Origin of the sequence: Actinokineospora enzanensis DSM 44649, from assembly GCF_000374445.1 — a bacterium.
Taxonomy (GTDB): Bacteria; Actinomycetota; Actinomycetes; order Mycobacteriales; family Pseudonocardiaceae; genus Actinokineospora; species Actinokineospora enzanensis.
Map to the genome: position 1 here is coordinate 95,782 of NZ_KB894425.1, position 16,366 is coordinate 112,147.

The window sequence follows — 16,366 nt, forward strand, 5'->3', positions numbered from 1 at the left end:
AACGTGAGAGCGGGCTCAGATCGCGCGTTTGCGGTAGGCCAGCCCGGCCGCCACGGCCCCGGCCACCGCGCCCGCGCCCAGCACCGACGGGACGCCGATCTTGGCCGCCTTGCGGCCGGTGCGGAAGTCGCGGATCTCCCAGCCGCGCTTGCGCGCGGTCTCGCGCAGCCCGCTGTCCGGGTTCACCGCCACCGCGGTGCCCGCCACCGACAGCATCGGGATGTCGTTGGAGGAGTCCGAGTACGCCGTGCAGCGGCGCAGGTCCAGGCCCTCGCGCGCGGCCAGCGAGCGGACCGCGTGCGCCTTCGCCGGGCCATGCAGCATCTCGCCGACCAGCTTGCCGGTGAACATCCCGTCGACGCTCTCCGCGACGGTGCCCAGCGCGCCGGTCAGCCCGAGTCTGCGGGCGATGATCGAGGCCAGCTCCACCGGGGTGGCGGTGACCAGCCACACCCGCTGCCCGGCGTCCAGGTGCATCTGCGCCAGCGCGCGGGTGCCCGGCCAGATCCGGTCGGCCATCAGCTCGTCGTAGATCTCCTCGCCGAGCGCGGTCAGCTCGGCCACGGTGTGACCGGCCACAAAGGACAGCGCCTGCTCCCGGCTGCTGCGGATGCCCTCCGCGGTCTCCTTGCCGCCGACCCGGAACATCACCTGCTGCAGCGCGAACTTGGCCAGGTCGGAGTTGGAGAAGAACTTGCGCGCGGCCAGGCCGCGGGCGAAGTGGAAGATGGACGCGCCCATCATGATCGTGTTGTCCACGTCGAAGAACGCCGCCGCGGTGAGGTCCACCGGGACCGCGGAGCGCGAGGGTTCCACCGCGACGGACGCCGCCTCGGCGCTGGCCTCGCCCGCGAGCGCGGCGAGGCGTTCCAACTCGGGGTTCCTGCCCCCTCGCCGCACGGACACCGCACCCCTCCTGGTTCCTGGGTCGTCCGAAGGCCGACCGCGTACGACCAGCGTAGCGATCCGGCAACCGGTTTCGCGCGGACCCGTGGACCGGGCCGCCTCAGCCGATCCTGATCCCGCCGAGGCCGGGCAGCAGCGGCGGCACCTCGATGGTGGGCAGCGGCAACGGCAACGGCACCGTCACCAGCGGCGGGGCCGTGGTGGTGGTGCCGGGGGCCGGTTTGGTCGTGCCGATCAGCGGTGGCAGCGAGATCAACGGCGGTGGCGTGGTGGTCCGCGGTGGCGCGGGCGCGGTGGTCTGCCCGCTCGGCCTGCTCGGTGGCGGGCCGGTGGTCGGTGGCGCGGCCGGGTCGGTCAGGTCCGGGGCCGGGCTGCCGCCCGCCTCGGTGCCCGACGGGGGGACCAGCACCCTGGGCGCGTCCGGCCGCGGGTCGCAGGTGCCGGTGGCGGGCAGGGTGCCGATCTCGTCCAGGTCGCCGGAGGACACCTGGTAGCAGGCCAGCCGGGCCAGCAGCGAGCTCGCCCGGCCCTCGATCCGGTCCAGCAGCGTCAGCGAGGCGGACACCTGGTTGTCGGTGCCGCCGGGCAGCCGCGGCCGCAGCGCGGCCAGCCGGGCGCCCTGCTGGTCGGCCCAGCCGCGCAGCGCCTCCAGCCGCTCGCCGCCGGGCTGGCCGCCCGCGTTCGCGCCGAGCGCGGTGAGCGCGCGGGTACCCGCGGTGGCGTCGTTGTCGAAGTCGCCCAGCGCGGCCAGGTAGCCGGTGGTGGGCGCGCTGCCGGGATCGGTGTAGCGCTGGGCCAGCGTCTCGATCTCGGTGATGCGCGCGGTGGCGAACTCCAGGTGCTTGAACGCCTTCTGCTCGTCGCCGAAGGTCAGGCCGAGCGAGGCGGCCTCGCCGGTGCGCTTGACGCCGTAGAGCGCGTCGCCAGGCAGCGCGTCGCGGGCCAGCAGCAGGCTCATGCCGGTGAGCGCGAACACCATGAGCAGCGCGGCCGTCGCGGCGACGGCGAACCGGCCGCGCACACCGGTGCCCTTGGCCGCCGCGGCGGTTCCTGGGCCGGTCGTGCGGGGAGTCGGGCTGGGCTTGGGCGGGCCGGGCGCGGAGTCACGCCGTCCACGCGGGGCACGACCCGAACGGGAGGAACGGACCGGCCTGGGCAGTGGGCGATCGGGTTCGCGGACGGGCAGCGGGTCTACGTCGGGAGTGGGATCGGTACCGGTCTCCGCCAAAGACTCGCCCATTCCGGCGAGGACCTTGGTCCGCATCCGGGCGCGCGCGTCGCCGTCGGGAGCGGTGTCATCGGTGAGTTGCGCGAGCAGCGCCACGATGGCGAGATCGTCGTCGTCGAACTCGGGGCCCAGCTCCAGTTCGGCCGCGCAGTCGAGGCGGCCGTTGTCTGCCACGCCATCGATCTCGGCGAGTTCGGTGATGTCGTTGGGGGAGAGCGGGAGTACGCGGTCCAGTGCGCCGGGGTCACCGCCGGACGGGCGCTCGTCGGCGATCCCGGGACGCGCCTGGGCCGCGCGGGGTCTGCCCCCGCGCTCGCCCTGGGGCCCTGAGGACCCCGGTCCGCTGTCCACCATCGCGCTCCGAGTTCTGTGGGTCTCGCTGTGGGTGAAACGACTCGGCCTGTCCCCGGGTTACGGCCCGGCCACGCGGCACATATCGATGCACCCCATCGGGTCAACGAAGTTCGCTCGGCAGCAGCTGCGCCAGCCTGCGCACCGCGCGGTGCTGCAGGGCCTTCACCGCGCCCTCGTTGCGCTTCATGATCTCCGCCGTCTCCGCCACGGACAAGCCCTGCAGGAAGCGCAGCACGATGCACTCCCGTTGGTCGTCGCCCAGCTGGTCGACACATCCCAGCAATGCCTCACGGGTGACCTTGGACATTACCTGCTGCTCGGGCCCGGCCTCGACGCGTTCGCTGTCCCGGATTTCCGGCGTGGTGACTTCCAACCGGAACCGGCTGGATTTCACGTGATCCAGTACCAGGTTGCGGGCGATGGTCACGAACCACGCGCCGACGTCCCGGCCCTGGTAAGTGACCGAGGTGATCCGGCGCAGCGCGCGTAAGAAGGTCTCGCTGGTGACGTCCTCGGCGAGCTCGCGGTCCCCGACCCGGAACAGCACGTACCGGTAGACGATCTCCACGTACCGGTCGTAGAGCCTGCCGAAGGCCACCGTGTCGCCCGCCTGGGCGGCCCGGACCAGCTCCCATGACTCGCTGTGGGCGCCGTCGGGCCGATCGCCGTCCGGCTCCGGGGAGGTGCCGTCGGCGCCGCCGGGGCCGGGGGTAACGGCCTGCCGAGCCGTGTCGGATCGCGTCTGGCGGGTCATCGGGCAGCCGCACACTCCCTCTTGCCCAGCGGTCGCGCCTCCGCTGGGCCTTCCTCAGCAGCTTACGTGGAGTTACTTCTCAGTAGGTAACGTTCGGTGGTCCAAGATTGGGACGAAGTGAGTAGTTAACCGTGCCGTGGGTGATCCGCGCCACACGCGTTGGTGGTACTCATTCGATCTCGGTTCCCGGCTTTCCGACGGAGGGGCATGGCGGTGGGCAGGACGGTCACGGCGGCGGATGGGGCGCCCACCGGGAATGTCGCGGACCTGGTGGCCGGGGCGAGCGCGAACGTACCGGTCCACCTCGGACTGGTCGACGGCTCGGGTCCGCGTTCACTCAGCTGGCGGCAAACCGACGCCGCCGTTGACCGCTACTCGCACGTCTTGACGGCCGCCGGGGTCACCCGCGGTGACCGGGTGGCGGTGCGGATGTCCAACAACCTCCCTGCTTGTGTCGCGTTGTTCGCCGTGCTGCGGGTGGGTGCCGTCGCCGTGCCGGTCGGCGTCGACGCCGCGCCCCGCGAGGTCGATCGGGTACTGGACCACAGTGGTGTGTGTTTCGCTCTGGGTGTTGCCGGGGTTACCGAAAATGTTTCGCCAACCGTGGCGGAACTACCCACGCCCGAGCTCCATGTGGACGATCACGAGCCGTTCGCGCCGGTCGGCGGGGGTGAGGACCTCGCGCTGCTCTGTTACACATCCGGCACCGCGGGCACACCGCGCGGGGTGATGCTCTCGCACCGTGCCCTGATGGCGAACGTCGCACAGTGCGCCGCGCTGCGGCCGCCGCCGGTCTCGGCCACCGACCGGGTGTTGCTGGCTGTGCCGCTCTCGCACGCGTACGGGCTGTCCGCGCTGCTGCAGGTGGCCGCGACGGGCGCCACCGGCGTGCTGCTGGAGCGGTTCACCGTCGAGTCGGCGCTTGGCGTCTGCCACGCCCGCCGGATCACCGCGATCCTCGGCGTGCCCGCGATGTATCGGGCGATGACCGCGGTCGACCGCGACCGGCTGGGCGAGGCGCTGGTCAGCGTCGGCCTGCTCACCTCCGGCGCCGCCCCGCTCGACCCGGCCACCTTCGCCTGGGTGCGCGAGGCGACCGGGCTGGTGATCCACGAGGGCTACGGGCTCACCGAGACCGGCCCGGTGCTCACGTCCACGCTCGTGGACGGTGCCGCCCGGCCCGGCGCGGTCGGCAAGCCCATCCCGGGCGTGCGGCTGCGGCTGGTGGACGCCGACGGCCGACCGGTGGCGGTGGCCGAGGATCCGGACGAGCCGATCGCGGCCGACTTCACCGACGGCTCGGAGACCGGGTTCGTCGCCGCGCGTGGACGCAACCTGTTCAGCGGCTACTGGCCGGACGGCGCGGGCGGGCCGGACGCCGACGGCTGGTTCCGCACCGGCGACGTCGGCTACCTGGACGCGGACGGCGACCTGCGGCTGGTCGACCGCGCCCACGACCTGATCATCGTCAACGGCTTCAACGTCTACCCGCGCGAGGTCGAGCTGGTGGTCGGCGAATTGCCCGGGGTGGTCGAGGCGGCCGCGGTCGGCGTGCCCGACGAGCGCGCGGGCGAGCGGGTCAAGGTCGTGGTCGTGCCGCGGCCGGGCGCCGGGCTGACCGAGGAGCGGGTGGTGGCGCACTGCGCTGAGCACCTGGCCCGGTTCAAGGTCCCGACCGTGGTGGAGTTCGTCGAGGCGCTGCCGCACTCGGTGACCGGGAAACTCCGCCGGGTGGGGTTGCGCGGACCGGCCGCGGGGTAGCGTCGGGCCATGACCCGGGTGACCGTGATGACCAGGCAGGGCTGCCACGCCTGCGAGGTGGCCGAGGAACAGGTCGCGCGGATCTGCGGCGAGCTGGGGCTGGGCTGGTCGACCGAGGACGTCGACGCCGACCCGGAGCTGCGCGCCGAGTACGGCGACCGGGTGCCGGTGATCCTGGTCGACGGCGCCGAGCACGGCTACTGGACGGTCGAGGAGGACCGGCTGCGGGCCGCGCTCGGCTGAGACCCGATCGGGGCTCTTGCCCGTCCGGGCGGCGCCGGGCTACGAAGGACTTATCGTGGACACTCTCGCGAGCACCGGGTCCGCGCCCCCGTCGGGGACCGCGGCCACACTGTCCAAGCGGGTCGCCGCCCTGGTCGGCGTCCTGTCGGTGGCGGCCGCGCTGGGTGCGGGGCACCTCGTGGCGGGCTTCCTCGACCCGAGCGCCTCGCCGTTCCTGGCGGTCGGCAACTCCGCCATCGACCTCACCCCGACCTGGCTGAAGAACTTCGCGGTCGAGAACTTCGGCAGCAACGACAAGCTCGTTCTGCTGCTGGGCATGGCCGTGGTCGTGCTGCTGTTCGCGGTGACCGCGGGCCTCGCGTCCCGGCGCAGGGCGACACCCGGCGTGGTGTTCGCCTGCGCGCTGGGCGGTTTGGGCATCTTGGCCGTATTGACCCGACCGGATCTGGGGCAGGTCGCGGTGTTGGCGCCGCTGGCGTCGTTGGTAGCTGCCGTGGTCGTCTTCCGCGGACTGCACCGGCAGGCCATGGCCCGACTGTCCACTTCGGAGAGCGAGGACCCGGGGGGCGCGGACGACAGCAGGCGGGCGTTCCTGCGCACCTCAACCGGGGTGGCGGTCGGCGCGGGCGTGCTCGGCGGTCTGGGACAGGTCCTGGCCGACCGGGTCGACGTCGAGGGCTCGCGCGCGGCCATCGGACCGCTCAAGGCCGCCGTGCCCGCGCCCGAGATCCCGCCCGGCGCCGACTTCTCCGCCGTCGGCACGCCGAAGTTCATCACCAGCAACGCCGAGTTCTACCGGGTCGACACCGCGCTTTCCGTGCCGCGCCTGCGCGCTGAGGAGTGGAAGCTCAAGGTGCACGGCATGGTCGCCCGCGAGGTCGAGTTCAGCTACGCCGACATCCGCTCCCGGCCGCTGGTGGCGAAGACCGTCACGCTCACCTGTGTGTCCAACGAGGTCGGTGGCCCGTACATCTCGACCGCCGACTTCCTTGGTGTCCCGCTGCGGGACCTGCTGCTGGAGGCGGGCGTGAGCCCGTTGGCCGACGAGGTGTTCTCGACCAGTTCGGACGGTTGGACCGCGGGCACGCCACTGGACACGTTGATGGATCCCAAGCGCGGCGCGCTGCTCGCGATCGGGATGAACGGTGAGCCGCTGCCGGTCGAGCACGGGTTCCCGGCGCGCATGGTCGTGCCCGGCCTGTACGGCTACGTCTCGGCGACGAAATGGTTGGTGGACCTGGAGGTCACCACGTTCGGTACCAAGACGTTCTACTGGGAGGACCGCGGCTGGGCGCGGAAGGCGCCGATCAAGACGCAGTCCCGCATCGACGTGCCGCGCGGGTTCGCCAAGGTGCCCGCGGGGCGGGTGGCCGTGGCGGGCATCGCCTGGGCGCAGAACACCGGCATCGAGAAGGTCGAGGTGCGGGTGGACGGCGGCCCGTGGCAGAGCGCCGAGCTGTCCGTGGAGGTCAACAACCAGACCTGGCGGCAGTGGCGGACGTTCTTCCAGCTGGACAAGGGCAGCCACCGCGCCGAGGTGCGGGCGACCGACCGCGCGGGCTACACCCAGGTCGAACAGCGGGTCGACCCGATCCCGGACGGCGCCACCGGCTGGCACGCCAGTCTGTTCACTGTGGACTGATCAAACCTGATACACGTTCACTCGATAGTGGGCAATTTTCCTTGCTGTGTCGCCAAACCACCCCGGCTCTGGCATCGAATCACCAGTGACTGTCCAGTTCCGAAACGGAGTGATCCTGGTGAGCAACCTCAAGCGGGCGATGGGCGTCGTCCTCACCGCCGCGGCGGTGACCGCGACCGCCGCCTGCGGCAGCAGCGACAACGGAGCGGCGAGCACCACCACCGCCGCGCCGATGACCACCACCATGGCGGCCACGTCCTCAGCGGGCGACGCGATGGGCAGCGGCAGCGGCGTCACCACCGCCGCCGACGTCTTCGGCCCGAACTGCAAGGACCTGCCGCAGGGCAGCGCCGCGGGCGGCCTCACCGCGATGGGCCCGCAGCCGGTGGCCACCGCGGCCAGCACCAACCCGCTGCTGACCAAGCTGGTGGCCGCCGTCAGCGCCATCCCCGGCCTGGCCGACACGCTCAACACCACCGACAACCTGACCGTGTTCGCCCCCGCCGACGCCGCCTTCGCCGCTCTCGGCGACGCGAAGTTCAAGGAGCTGGCGGGCAACCCGAGCGCGCTCGCCCCGATCCTGCAGTACCACGTGGTGCCCAAGCGCTACGACCGCGACGGCCTGATCGCCGCGGGCAAGGTCCAGTCACTGAACTCCGCGGGCGGCGACATCGCCATCCAGGGCAGCGGCGACAACCTCACCATCGGCGGCGCCAAGGTCCTCTGCGGCAACATTCCGACCAAGAACGCCACCGTGTTCGTGATCGACACCGTGCTCACCCCCAAGGCGTAGGGGTGCGGACACACCGCTGACGCCAGCGCGGATCGATCACCGGCGGATGGACGGACCCCGGTCCGTCCATCCGCCGCTGTCGTTCCTCCGCGCCTCCGGACCCCGCTGTTCCGGACCGCTGTCGGAACCTCGCCACATGATCGAACGACCGCCCGTGCCCAGCACCCGCGCCGACCAGCGACGAGGCTCCCGGGGTGTGTTCCCGGCCACCTCTGTGGGCTTGGTCAAGCCCCTGGCCACCGACTTTGTGCACACGTTCACAAGCGGTACCGTTAATCCCGACCCGGAGGCGAGAACTTCCTGAGGAGCAGCAGCGTGGCGGGACAGCGAGGCCAGCGGAACGGGGTCGGCGTCACCCCGCCCGCCCCCACCGCCGCGGAGATCACCACGCCGATCCCCCGGGTGACCGAGGTCCCCGCCGCCCGCGAGCGCGCCCGCGCCATCCCCGAGGCCGCCGTCGCCCGGCTCGCCGTATACCTGCGGGTGCTCTCCGGCATGCAGGAGCAGGGCGCGGGCACCGTCTCCAGCGAGGAGCTGGCCGTCGCCGCGGGCGTGAACTCCGCGAAGCTGCGCAAGGACCTCTCCTACATCGGCTCGTACGGCACCCGCGGCGTCGGATACGAGGTCTCGGTGCTGATCGAGGAGATCGAAAGGATCCTCGGTCTCACCCGCAAACACAGCGTGGCCGTGGTGGGAATCGGTAACCTGGGACATGCCCTGGCCAACTATGGGGGGTTCCCAGGACGAGGTTTTCCCGTGACCGCACTTTTCGACGTCGATCCCGATCTGGTGGGCGTGCCCGTGGGCGGCCTGCCGGTCGAGCACATCGATGACATCCCGCGCGTGTGCGCCGAGCGCGAGGTCTCCATCGGCGTGATCGCCACCCCGCCACCCGCCGCGCAGACCGTGTGCGACCGGCTGGTCGAGGCGGGCGTGCAGTGCATCCTCAACTTCGCGCCGGTCGTGCTGCAGGTGCCCGACCACGTCGAGGTCCGCAAGGTCGACCTCGCGGTCGAGCTGCAGGTGCTCTCGTTCCACGTCGCCCGCCGTGCCGACAACGGCGCCGCGGCCGAGCAGGCCGCCGCCGCTGCCGCGGTGGACTCCGTGGTCGACACCGTCGTGAACGCCCGTCCGGTGCGTGGTGGCGCCGTTGAACGCGGAACTGTTGAACGCGGCCCGTCGGCAGGCAGGGTCAACGGGGCACGGGTCAACGGAGCGGGCGGGATGGTGGTGTCGTGAGTGTCCTCGCCGTGGGAATGTCCCACCGCACCGCCGACGTGCGCGTGCTCGAACGGGTCACGGTCGCCGCCGTGGACGTGCCCAAGGTGCTCGGCGAGCTGCTGGCCTGCCCGAACGTCTCCGAGGCCGTGCTGGTCTCCACCTGCAACCGGGTCGAGGTCTACGCCGTCGTCGAGGCCTTCCACGCCGGGCTGGCCGATATCGCCGGGGTGCTCGCGCGGCACTCCGGCGAAGAGGTCGCCGCCCTGCACGACCACCTCTACGTGCACTACGCCGCCGCCGCGGTGCAGCACCTGTTCACCGTGGCCGCCGGGCTGGACTCGATGGTCGTCGGCGAGGCCCAGATCCTCGGTCAGGTGCGCACCGCCTACAGCGCCGCCCGCGAGGCGGGCACGGTCGGGCGCACCCTGCACGAGCTGGTCCAGCAGGCGCTGCGGATCGGCAAGCGGGTGCACACCGACACCGGCCTGGACCAGGTCGGCGGCTCGGTGGTGGCCGAGGCGCTGGCCGACGCCGAGGCCGAGCTTGGCGGCCTGGCAGGCCGTCGGGCGCTGATCGTTGGCGCAGGCTCGATGGGCGGGCTGTCCGCCGCCGCGCTGCGCCGGGCCGGGATCGGCTCGGTCGTGGTCGCCAACCGCACCCCGGCCAACGGCGACCGGCTGGCCGCGTCGCTGCGCGAGCAGGGCGTGTCCGCCACCGCGGTCGGCCTGGCCGACCTGCGTGACCAGATCTACGCCGCCGACCTGGTGATCTCCTGCACCGGCGCGGTCGGCGCGGTGATTACCACCGAGAGCGTGTCCCCCCGGTCCGACCGCCCGCTGGTGCTGTGCGACCTCGGGCTGCCGCGCGATGTCGCCGCCGGGGTCGCCGACCTCGCCGGGGTGCGCGTGGTCGACCTGGCCAGCCTGCAGCGCAGGCTGGCGGACGCCCCGAGCGGGATCGACACCCGCCGCGCGGGCGAGATCGTGGCCGAGGAGGTGCGCGGCTACCTCGCCGCGCAGCGCTCGGCCGAGGTCACCCCGACCGTCACCGCGCTGCGCAGGCGCGCGGCCGAGGTCGTCGACGCCGAGCTGCTGCGGCTGGACTCGCGGCTGCCCGAGCTGGACGCCTCGGTGCGCCAGGAGCTGGCGCACACGGTCCGCCGGGTGGTCGACAAGCTGCTGCACGCCCCGACCGTCCGGGTGAAGGAGCTCGCCTCCGGACCGCGGGGCACCGGCTACGCCGAGGCGCTGCGCGAGCTGTTCCAGCTCGACCCGCACAAGCCCGCCGCGGTGGCCGCCCCCGACGAGGTCGACGCGGCCGCCCGCACCTCGTTCCTGAACTCCGTTGTGGACGGTGGAAGCTGATGGACCGCGTCATCCGGATAGGCACCAGGGGCTCCGCCCTGGCCCTGGCCCAGACCGGCACGATCGCCGACGCGCTGGCCAAGGCGGGCGCCCGGGTGGAGATCGTCACCGTGTCCACGCCCGGCGACCGCTCGTCCGCGCCGATCGCCGAGATCGGTGTCGGGGTGTTCACCTCGGCGCTGCGCGACGCGCTCGCCGACGGCACGGTCGACGTGGCCGTGCACTCCTACAAGGACCTGCCCACCGCGCCGGACCCGCGGCTCTCGCTGGCCGCCGTGCCGCCGCGCGAGGACCCGCGGGACGCGCTGGTCGCCCGGGACGGGCTGACCCTGGGCGAGCTGCCCGCGGGCGCCCGCATCGGCACCGGCTCGCCGCGGCGCGCCGCGCAGCTGCGCGCGCTGGGCCTGGGCCACGAGATCGTGCCCATCCGCGGCAATGTGGACACCCGCGTCGCCATGGTCGCGAACGGCGAGCTGGACGCCGTGGTGCTGGCCCGCGCGGGCCTGGCCCGGCTCGGCAGGCTCGCCGAGATCACCGAGACCCTCGACCCGATCCAGATGCTGCCCGCGCCCGCGCAGGGAGCCCTGGCGGTCGAGTGCCGCGTCGACGACGTCGACGTCGAGCATCTCCTTCAGTCCACAGTGGACGACGATGCCACCCGCGCCGCGGTGGCCGCAGAGCGGGCCATGCTGGCCGCGCTCGAAGCCGGGTGCAGCGCGCCGGTCGGCGCGCTGGCCGATGTCGTGGAAGACCTCGACGCCGACGACCGGGTGGTCCTCCGCCTGTCGTTGCGCGGGGTCGCCGCGGCGTACGACGCGAACGACCCGGCCGGGGCCGTCGATGTCATGCGCGCATCGGCCACCGGTGACCTGACCGCAGGAGCGCAGCTCGGCCGCGCGCTGGCCGCCGAGCTGCTGGAACTCGGGGCCGGGGTGCTCTCCGGTCCCGAGGCGTAGTTGATGGGAAGTGGCCTGGTATGACCACCCGTGCACGAAAGTCCCCCGGACGCGTCGCCTTCGTGGGCTCCGGCCCCGGTGACGCGGGACTGCTCACCGTCCGCGCGAAAGAGCTGCTCGACCGCGCGGAGCTCGTGGTGACCGACCCCGACGTCCCCGCGGGCGTACTCGCCCTGGCCCGGCCGGGCGCCGAGGTACGGCCCGCCGTCGGGCAGCCAGCCGACGTGGCCAAGGACCTCGCCGCCGAGGCGAAGGCCGGACGCGTCGTGGTCCGCCTGGTCGCGGGCGACCCGCTGACGCACTCGGCGGTCGTCGCCGAGGCGCAGGCGGTCGCGCGCACCAGTGCGGTGTTCGACGTCATCCCGGGCGTCTCGCCGGGCACCGCGGTGCCCGCGTACGCCGGGATCGCGCTCGGCTCCACACACACCGAGGTCGACGTGCGCGGCGACATCGACTGGGCGGGCTTGGCCGCGGTGCCCGGCCCGATCGTGCTGCACGCCAGCGCCAGCCACCTCGCCGAGGCGGCCTCCTCGCTGGTCGAGCACGGGCTGGCGGCGCAGACGCCGGTCGCGGTGACCGCCGACGGCACGCACACCAGTCAGCGCACCATCGACACCACGCTGGCCTCGCTGGCCGCCGACGCGGGCGAGATGTCCGGGCACCTGGTGGTCACCGTCGGCCAGGCGGTCGGGCAGCGGGCCAAGCTGTCCTGGTGGGAGTCACGCGCCCTCTACGGCTGGCGGGTCCTGGTGCCGCGCACCAAGGACCAAGCAGGCGAGATGAGCGAGCGGCTGCACCTGCACGGCGCCATCCCCAGCGAGGTGCCGACCATCTCGGTCGAGCCGCCGCGCAGCCCGGCGCAGATGGAGCGCTCGGTCAAGGGCCTGGTCGACGGCCGCTACCAGTGGGTCATCTTCACCTCCACCAACGCGGTGCGCGCGGTCTGGGAGAAGTTCGCCGAGTTCGGCCTGGACGCCCGCGCCTTCTCCGGCGTGAAGATCGCCTGTGTCGGCGAGGCGACCGCGGCCAAGGTGCGCTCGTTCGGCATCAACCCCGAGCTGGTGCCCTCCGGCGAGCAGTCCAGCGAGGGCCTGCTGGCCGACTTCCCGCCGTACGACGACATCCTCGACCCGGTCGAGCGGGTGCTGCTGCCGCGCGCGGACATCGCCACCGAGACCCTCGCCGCCGGTCTGCGCGACCGCGGCTGGGAGATCGACGACGTGACCGCCTACCGCACCGTGCGGGCGGCGCCGCCGCCCGCCGAGACCCGCGAGATGATCAAGACCGGTGGGTTCGACGCGGTGTGCTTCACCTCGTCCTCCACCGTGCGCAACCTGGTGGGCATCGCGGGCAAGCCGCACGCGCGGACCCTGGTGGCCTGCATCGGCCCCAAGACCGCCGAGACGGCCCGCGAGTTCGGCCTTCGGGTCGACGTCCAGCCCGAACACGCCACGGTGCCCGCGCTGGTCGACGCGCTCGCCGAGCACGCCGCCCGGCTGCGCGCCGAGGGCGCGTTGCCGCCGCCGCGCAAGACCAAGCGCGCCCGGCGCTAGCTCTGACACGGGCGGCGTGCCCTGGCACGCCGCCCGTTTTCGTTGTCCGGGAAAGGACTCCCATGTTCCCCAGCCACCGCCCGCGCAGGCTGCGCCGCACGCCCGCGCTGCGCCGCCTGGTCGCCGAGACCGAGGTGCGGCCCCGGCAGCTGGTGCTGCCCATGTTCGTCAAGGAAGGCGCCACCGAGCCGGTGCCGATCGCCAGCATGCCCGGGGTCGTCCAGCACACCCGCGACACGCTGCGCAAGGCCGCCGTGGAAGCCGTGCAGGCCGGGGTCGGCGGGATCATGCTGTTCGGCGTGCCGCTGAAGCGCGACGCCACCGGTTCCGGCGGCATCGACCCGGAGGGCGTGCTCAACCTCGCCCTGCGCGACCTGCGCGCCGAGCTCGGCGACGACACCGTGCTGATGTCGGACCTGTGCCTGGACGAGTTCACCGACCACGGCCACTGCGGCGTGCTCGACGGCAACGGCGGCGTGGACAACGACGCCACCCTGGCCGTCTACGCGGACATGGCGCTGGCCCAGGCCGACGCGGGCGCCCAGTATCTCGGCCCGAGCGGGATGATGGACGGCCAGGTCGGCGTGATCCGCGAGGCGCTGGACGCCGCCGGGCACATCGACACCGGCATCCTGGCCTACTCGGCCAAGTTCGCCTCCGCCTTCTTCGGCCCGTTCCGGGAGGCGGTGGAGTCGCAGCTGACCGGCGACCGGATGAGCTACCAGCAGGACCCGGCCAACGTCCGCGAGGCGCTGCGCGAGGTGTCGCTGGACCTGACCGAGGGTGCCGACCTGGTGATGGTCAAGCCCGCGCTGGCCTACCTGGACGTGATCCGCGCGGTGCGCGAGGTCGCGGACGTGCCGGTCGCGGCGTACCAGGTGTCCGGCGAGTACGCGATGGTCGAGGCCGCGGCCGCGAACGGCTGGCTGGACCGGCGGCGCACGGTGCTGGAGACGCTCACCTCGATCCGACGCGCGGGCGCGGACGTGATCCTCACCTACTGGGCCACCGAGGCCGCGGGCTGGCTGCGCGAGTCCTGAGGTCGCGGGATGTGGTGAGATCTGTCGGGGACTGCCGGGTATGTTCGCGCGGTGACGGTGCCCGAGGAACCCCCGGTCATGCCCACCGCCGATGCGGCGGAGGACGCCGCGCCAGGTCGTGCGCCGGGGGTGGTTCGCGCCGGGTTCTGGGTGCTGCTGGCCGCGGGCGTCGTCGGCATCATCGGCGGGTCGCTGTTCTTCGCGCTGCGCGAGGAGTGGGCGCGGGACCAGGTGAAGCGGATGCCCGACCTGAACCTCGCCGACCAGACCCAGGCCGCGATCGGACTGTCCTGGTGGCTGGTGCTCGGCGCGGCCATGTTCCTGTCGTTCTTCCTGCTGCTGGGCTACCAGGCGCTGCGCGGGGTGCGGAAGGCGCGGACGCTGCTGCTGGTGATCGCGGTGTTCGCGTCGATCTTCGAGTACGCGCTTGGCCGGGTCACCATCTACGGCCAGCTCAGCTCGCTGCTGACGTTGGTCGGGATCGGCCTGTTCTATGTTCGCGGCGCCCGCCGCTTCTACCCGAGCCCCGACCGGTGACCGACGATCTCCCGGACCGCGATGGTCCGGTGTTGCATCGTGAGCACGGCTCGACCTGGTGGCCGGTGCTGTGGGGACCGCTGTTCTGCGCCGCCGGATACGGCGTTGAGGCCATGACCGGGCCGGTGCACCGACTGGCCTGGGTGCTGCTCGCGGTGACACTGGCCGGATTGGCGGCGGTCTGGGTGTCCGCCCGCCGCAAGGTCTGCCTCGTGGAATTGACGCCGAGCACGCTGCGGCAGGGTCGGGAGACGCTGGCCGTGGCGAGGATCACCCGGGTCACGGATGTCGGCGTCCCGGTGGGTGCCCGGCCACTCGGTGGTGGGTGGACCGTGCCGAAGAAGACCACCGAGATCCCGCTGGAACTCGCGGACGGCTTGGTCGTGCTCGGCTGGGCGCGCGACCCGGCGGCCCTGGTCGCCGAGCTGACCAAGCTGGTGGACCGGAACCGTGAGCGGCCGTCCTAAATCAGGTGTGCGACCGTGATCCGTACGCCATAGCGTTGACGCATGACATCGAGCGATCCTCAACAACCGCCCCGCTACGAACCCATGCCCGCCGCCCCGCCGGTGCCCGAGGCGCCGCCGGTACCCCGGCCGAAGTCCGTGGACACCGCGTTCAGCCTCTGGATGGCCAACGCCGGGCTGAACGTGCTCGGCTTCGTGGTGAGCATCATCTTCGGCCGCGACGCCATGCGCGCGGCCGCCCGCACCTCGCTGGAGCAGTCGCACCAGTCCCTGGCCGCGGAGAACATCGACAAGGTGGTCAGCGCCGCGCTGATCCTCAGCGGCGTGTTCACGGTGATCTTCTTCGGGCTGTACCTGCTGTTCGCGTTCAAGATGCGCGCGGGCCGCAACTGGGCCCGGATCACGCTCACCGTGCTCGGCGGCATCGGCATCGTGATGAGCCTGGTCAGCCTGCGCGGCGGCGGCGCGGGGATCGTCGTCGTGCTCACCATCGTGCAGGTGCTGTTGATCGGCGGCGCGATCGTGTTCATGTTCGTGCGCGACTCCGCGGGCTACTTCACCGCGAGCAACCGGCCGAGGTAGGCCAGGCCGGACCGTTCGCGCGATCGGGTGGCCGCGGCCGCGGACACCCGATCGTCTGCCGGTACTTCCCTGTACAGACGGCTTCTTCATCGATTCGGGACGCCGCGGTGGACGTGGCGCTCGCCTCGTAACACGGGACCGGCGCGCGGCTACATATCTCCCGTGACCGACCCGATCCCCGCCCTGGAGCCGGAAAACCTTCGTCGCCGCCCGCGCGCGGTAGTCGGGGCCGCGTGCGGCGCGGTGGTGGGCGCCGCGCTGGCCGCCGCCCTGCTGGTGTACTCCGGCCGGTCGCCGGGCTACCTGGGGATGGGCGCCGGGGTCTCGGCGGGCATCGCGCTGTTGCTGGCCTGGCCGGTGTTCGCGGGCAAGGCGTGGGCCAGGGTCGCGCTGCTGGCCACCGCGCTGCTGGCTGCGCTGTGCGCGCCCGCCGCGGCCAACGCGCACGCCGCCCCGCTGGCGCCGTACCTGGGAATCCTGCTGGTCGGCATCTGGGTGGCGGTGGTCACGCTGCTGTTGAGGGTCGACGCACGTGCGTATTTCGCGGTGGTGCGCGGCGGAGAGGTCTGACTGGGCGCGTGCGCGCCGGGCGGGCATGAGAGGCTGACCGGGTGACCGCGGCGGAGACCACCGAACCCGAGGCCCCCGGACTGCGGTGGCCCACCGGCGCCGGACCGCTCAACCAGCCGCGCCGGGCCGTGATCGCCGCCGTCGAACTGGTGCTGGCGGGCCTGCTGGTGTGGCTGGCGGTGTGGCTCTACGGCCGCGGCGTGGTGCCACTGAGCCGGATCCCCGAGCGGCCCGACCTGGACTTCGAGAACTACCTGGGCAACTGGATCGGGTCCGCGGTCGCCGCGGGCACGGTCGCCGCGCTGGTGCTGCTCGACGCCGGTCGACAGCTGGCGCTGGCGGTGCGCACCCGCTCCCGGCGGGCGTGAGCGCGGGCACTCGGCCGGGTTTGCGAG

17 protein-coding genes are annotated in these 16,366 nt (G+C 72.8%); 14 read left to right on the forward strand and 3 right to left on the reverse strand.

All coding sequences use genetic code 11. From position 1 onward, the window contains the following. Nucleotides 1-15 precede the first annotated feature (15 nt). The 3 genes from C503_RS0124260 to C503_RS0124270 form a co-directional block, all read right to left on the reverse strand. A complete protein-coding gene (locus C503_RS0124260) occupies nt 16-906 on the reverse strand; it encodes an HAD family hydrolase (protein WP_026316651.1) in 891 nt (296 codons plus the stop codon). A gap of 100 nt (nt 907-1,006) precedes the next feature. After that, the gene (locus tag C503_RS43545; protein WP_169514607.1) at nt 1,007-2,485 is read right to left on the reverse strand and encodes a DUF5667 domain-containing protein; all 1,479 of its coding nucleotides are present in this window, start codon (nt 2,483-2,485) and stop codon (nt 1,007-1,009) included. A gap of 103 nt (nt 2,486-2,588) precedes the next feature. Continuing rightward, nucleotides 2,589-3,242, reverse strand: coding sequence for a sigma-70 family RNA polymerase sigma factor (locus C503_RS0124270; protein WP_018684831.1), 654 nt, complete (start codon nt 3,240-3,242; stop codon nt 2,589-2,591). Between the two features lie 207 nt (nt 3,243-3,449). Between C503_RS0124270 and C503_RS0124275 the strand changes: the two genes are divergently transcribed. The 14 genes from C503_RS0124275 (at nt 3,450) to C503_RS40620 (ending at nt 16,339) form a co-directional block, all read left to right on the forward strand. After that, entirely contained in the window at nt 3,450-5,003 is a 1,554-nt protein-coding gene (locus tag C503_RS0124275; protein WP_018684832.1) for an AMP-binding protein, read from the forward strand. Between the two features lie 9 nt (nt 5,004-5,012). Then, entirely contained in the window at nt 5,013-5,246 is a 234-nt protein-coding gene (locus C503_RS0124280; protein ID WP_018684833.1) for a glutaredoxin family protein, read from the forward strand. Between the two features lie 55 nt (nt 5,247-5,301). Beyond that, nucleotides 5,302-6,888, forward strand: coding sequence for a molybdopterin-dependent oxidoreductase (locus C503_RS0124285; protein ID WP_018684834.1), 1,587 nt, complete (start codon nt 5,302-5,304; stop codon nt 6,886-6,888). A gap of 109 nt (nt 6,889-6,997) precedes the next feature. Continuing rightward, complete coding sequence (locus C503_RS0124290; protein ID WP_018684835.1) at nt 6,998-7,681, forward strand: fasciclin domain-containing protein; 684 nt, start codon at nt 6,998-7,000, stop codon at nt 7,679-7,681. A gap of 315 nt (nt 7,682-7,996) precedes the next feature. Further along, nucleotides 7,997-8,920, forward strand: coding sequence for a redox-sensing transcriptional repressor Rex (locus C503_RS0124295; RefSeq protein WP_018684836.1), 924 nt, complete (start codon nt 7,997-7,999; stop codon nt 8,918-8,920). Then, the gene (locus C503_RS40610) at nt 8,917-10,266 is read left to right on the forward strand and encodes a glutamyl-tRNA reductase (protein WP_051114930.1); all 1,350 of its coding nucleotides are present in this window, start codon (nt 8,917-8,919) and stop codon (nt 10,264-10,266) included. The genes C503_RS0124295 and C503_RS40610 overlap by 4 nt, the downstream gene beginning before the upstream one ends. Then, nucleotides 10,266-11,222, forward strand: a complete 957-nt coding sequence (gene hemC, locus C503_RS0124305; protein WP_018684838.1) for a hydroxymethylbilane synthase — start codon at nt 10,266-10,268, stop codon at nt 11,220-11,222. The genes C503_RS40610 and hemC overlap by 1 nt, the downstream gene beginning before the upstream one ends. Nucleotides 11,223-11,242: 20 nt before the next feature. Next, on the forward strand, nt 11,243-12,775 hold the full coding sequence (locus tag C503_RS0124310; protein WP_018684839.1) for a bifunctional uroporphyrinogen-III C-methyltransferase/uroporphyrinogen-III synthase: 1,533 nt from the start codon (nt 11,243-11,245) through the stop codon (nt 12,773-12,775). A 62-nt stretch (nt 12,776-12,837) separates the two neighbouring features. Beyond that, nucleotides 12,838-13,815, forward strand: a complete 978-nt coding sequence (hemB, locus tag C503_RS0124315) for a porphobilinogen synthase (RefSeq protein ID WP_018684840.1) — start codon at nt 12,838-12,840, stop codon at nt 13,813-13,815. A gap of 51 nt (nt 13,816-13,866) precedes the next feature. Next, nucleotides 13,867-14,352 (forward strand): hypothetical protein, encoded by a 486-nt coding sequence (locus C503_RS0124320; protein WP_018684841.1) that lies wholly within the window; start codon nt 13,867-13,869, stop codon nt 14,350-14,352. Next, nucleotides 14,349-14,819 (forward strand): hypothetical protein, encoded by a 471-nt coding sequence (locus tag C503_RS0124325; RefSeq protein WP_018684842.1) that lies wholly within the window; start codon nt 14,349-14,351, stop codon nt 14,817-14,819. The genes C503_RS0124320 and C503_RS0124325 overlap by 4 nt, the downstream gene beginning before the upstream one ends. Before the next feature lie 42 nt (nt 14,820-14,861). Further along, a complete protein-coding gene (locus C503_RS40615) occupies nt 14,862-15,401 on the forward strand; it encodes a hypothetical protein (RefSeq protein WP_156893433.1) in 540 nt (179 codons plus the stop codon). 162 nt (nt 15,402-15,563) lie between these two features. Continuing rightward, on the forward strand, nt 15,564-15,971 hold the full coding sequence (locus C503_RS46160; RefSeq protein WP_018684844.1) for a hypothetical protein: 408 nt from the start codon (nt 15,564-15,566) through the stop codon (nt 15,969-15,971). A 41-nt stretch (nt 15,972-16,012) separates the two neighbouring features. Then, entirely contained in the window at nt 16,013-16,339 is a 327-nt protein-coding gene (locus C503_RS40620) for a hypothetical protein (RefSeq protein WP_018684845.1), read from the forward strand. The last annotated feature ends 27 nt before the right edge of the window (nt 16,340-16,366 follow it).

Bases quoted from the DNA above. Each gene is read 5' to 3' on its own strand.
- C503_RS0124270 (WP_018684831.1), bottom strand. From the start codon at position 3,242: ATGACCCGCCAGACGCGATCCGACACGGCTCGGCAGGCCGTTACCCCC.
- C503_RS0124275 (WP_018684832.1), top strand. From the start codon at position 3,450: ATGGCGGTGGGCAGGACGGTCACGGCGGCGGATGGGGCGCCCACCGGG.
- C503_RS0124280 (WP_018684833.1), top strand. From the start codon at position 5,013: ATGACCCGGGTGACCGTGATGACCAGGCAGGGCTGCCACGCCTGCGAG.
- hemC (WP_018684838.1), top strand. From the start codon at position 10,266: ATGGACCGCGTCATCCGGATAGGCACCAGGGGCTCCGCCCTGGCCCTG.
- C503_RS0124310 (WP_018684839.1), top strand. From the start codon at position 11,243: ATGACCACCCGTGCACGAAAGTCCCCCGGACGCGTCGCCTTCGTGGGC.
- hemB (WP_018684840.1), top strand. From the start codon at position 12,838: ATGTTCCCCAGCCACCGCCCGCGCAGGCTGCGCCGCACGCCCGCGCTG.
- C503_RS40615 (WP_156893433.1), top strand. From the start codon at position 14,862: ATGACATCGAGCGATCCTCAACAACCGCCCCGCTACGAACCCATGCCC.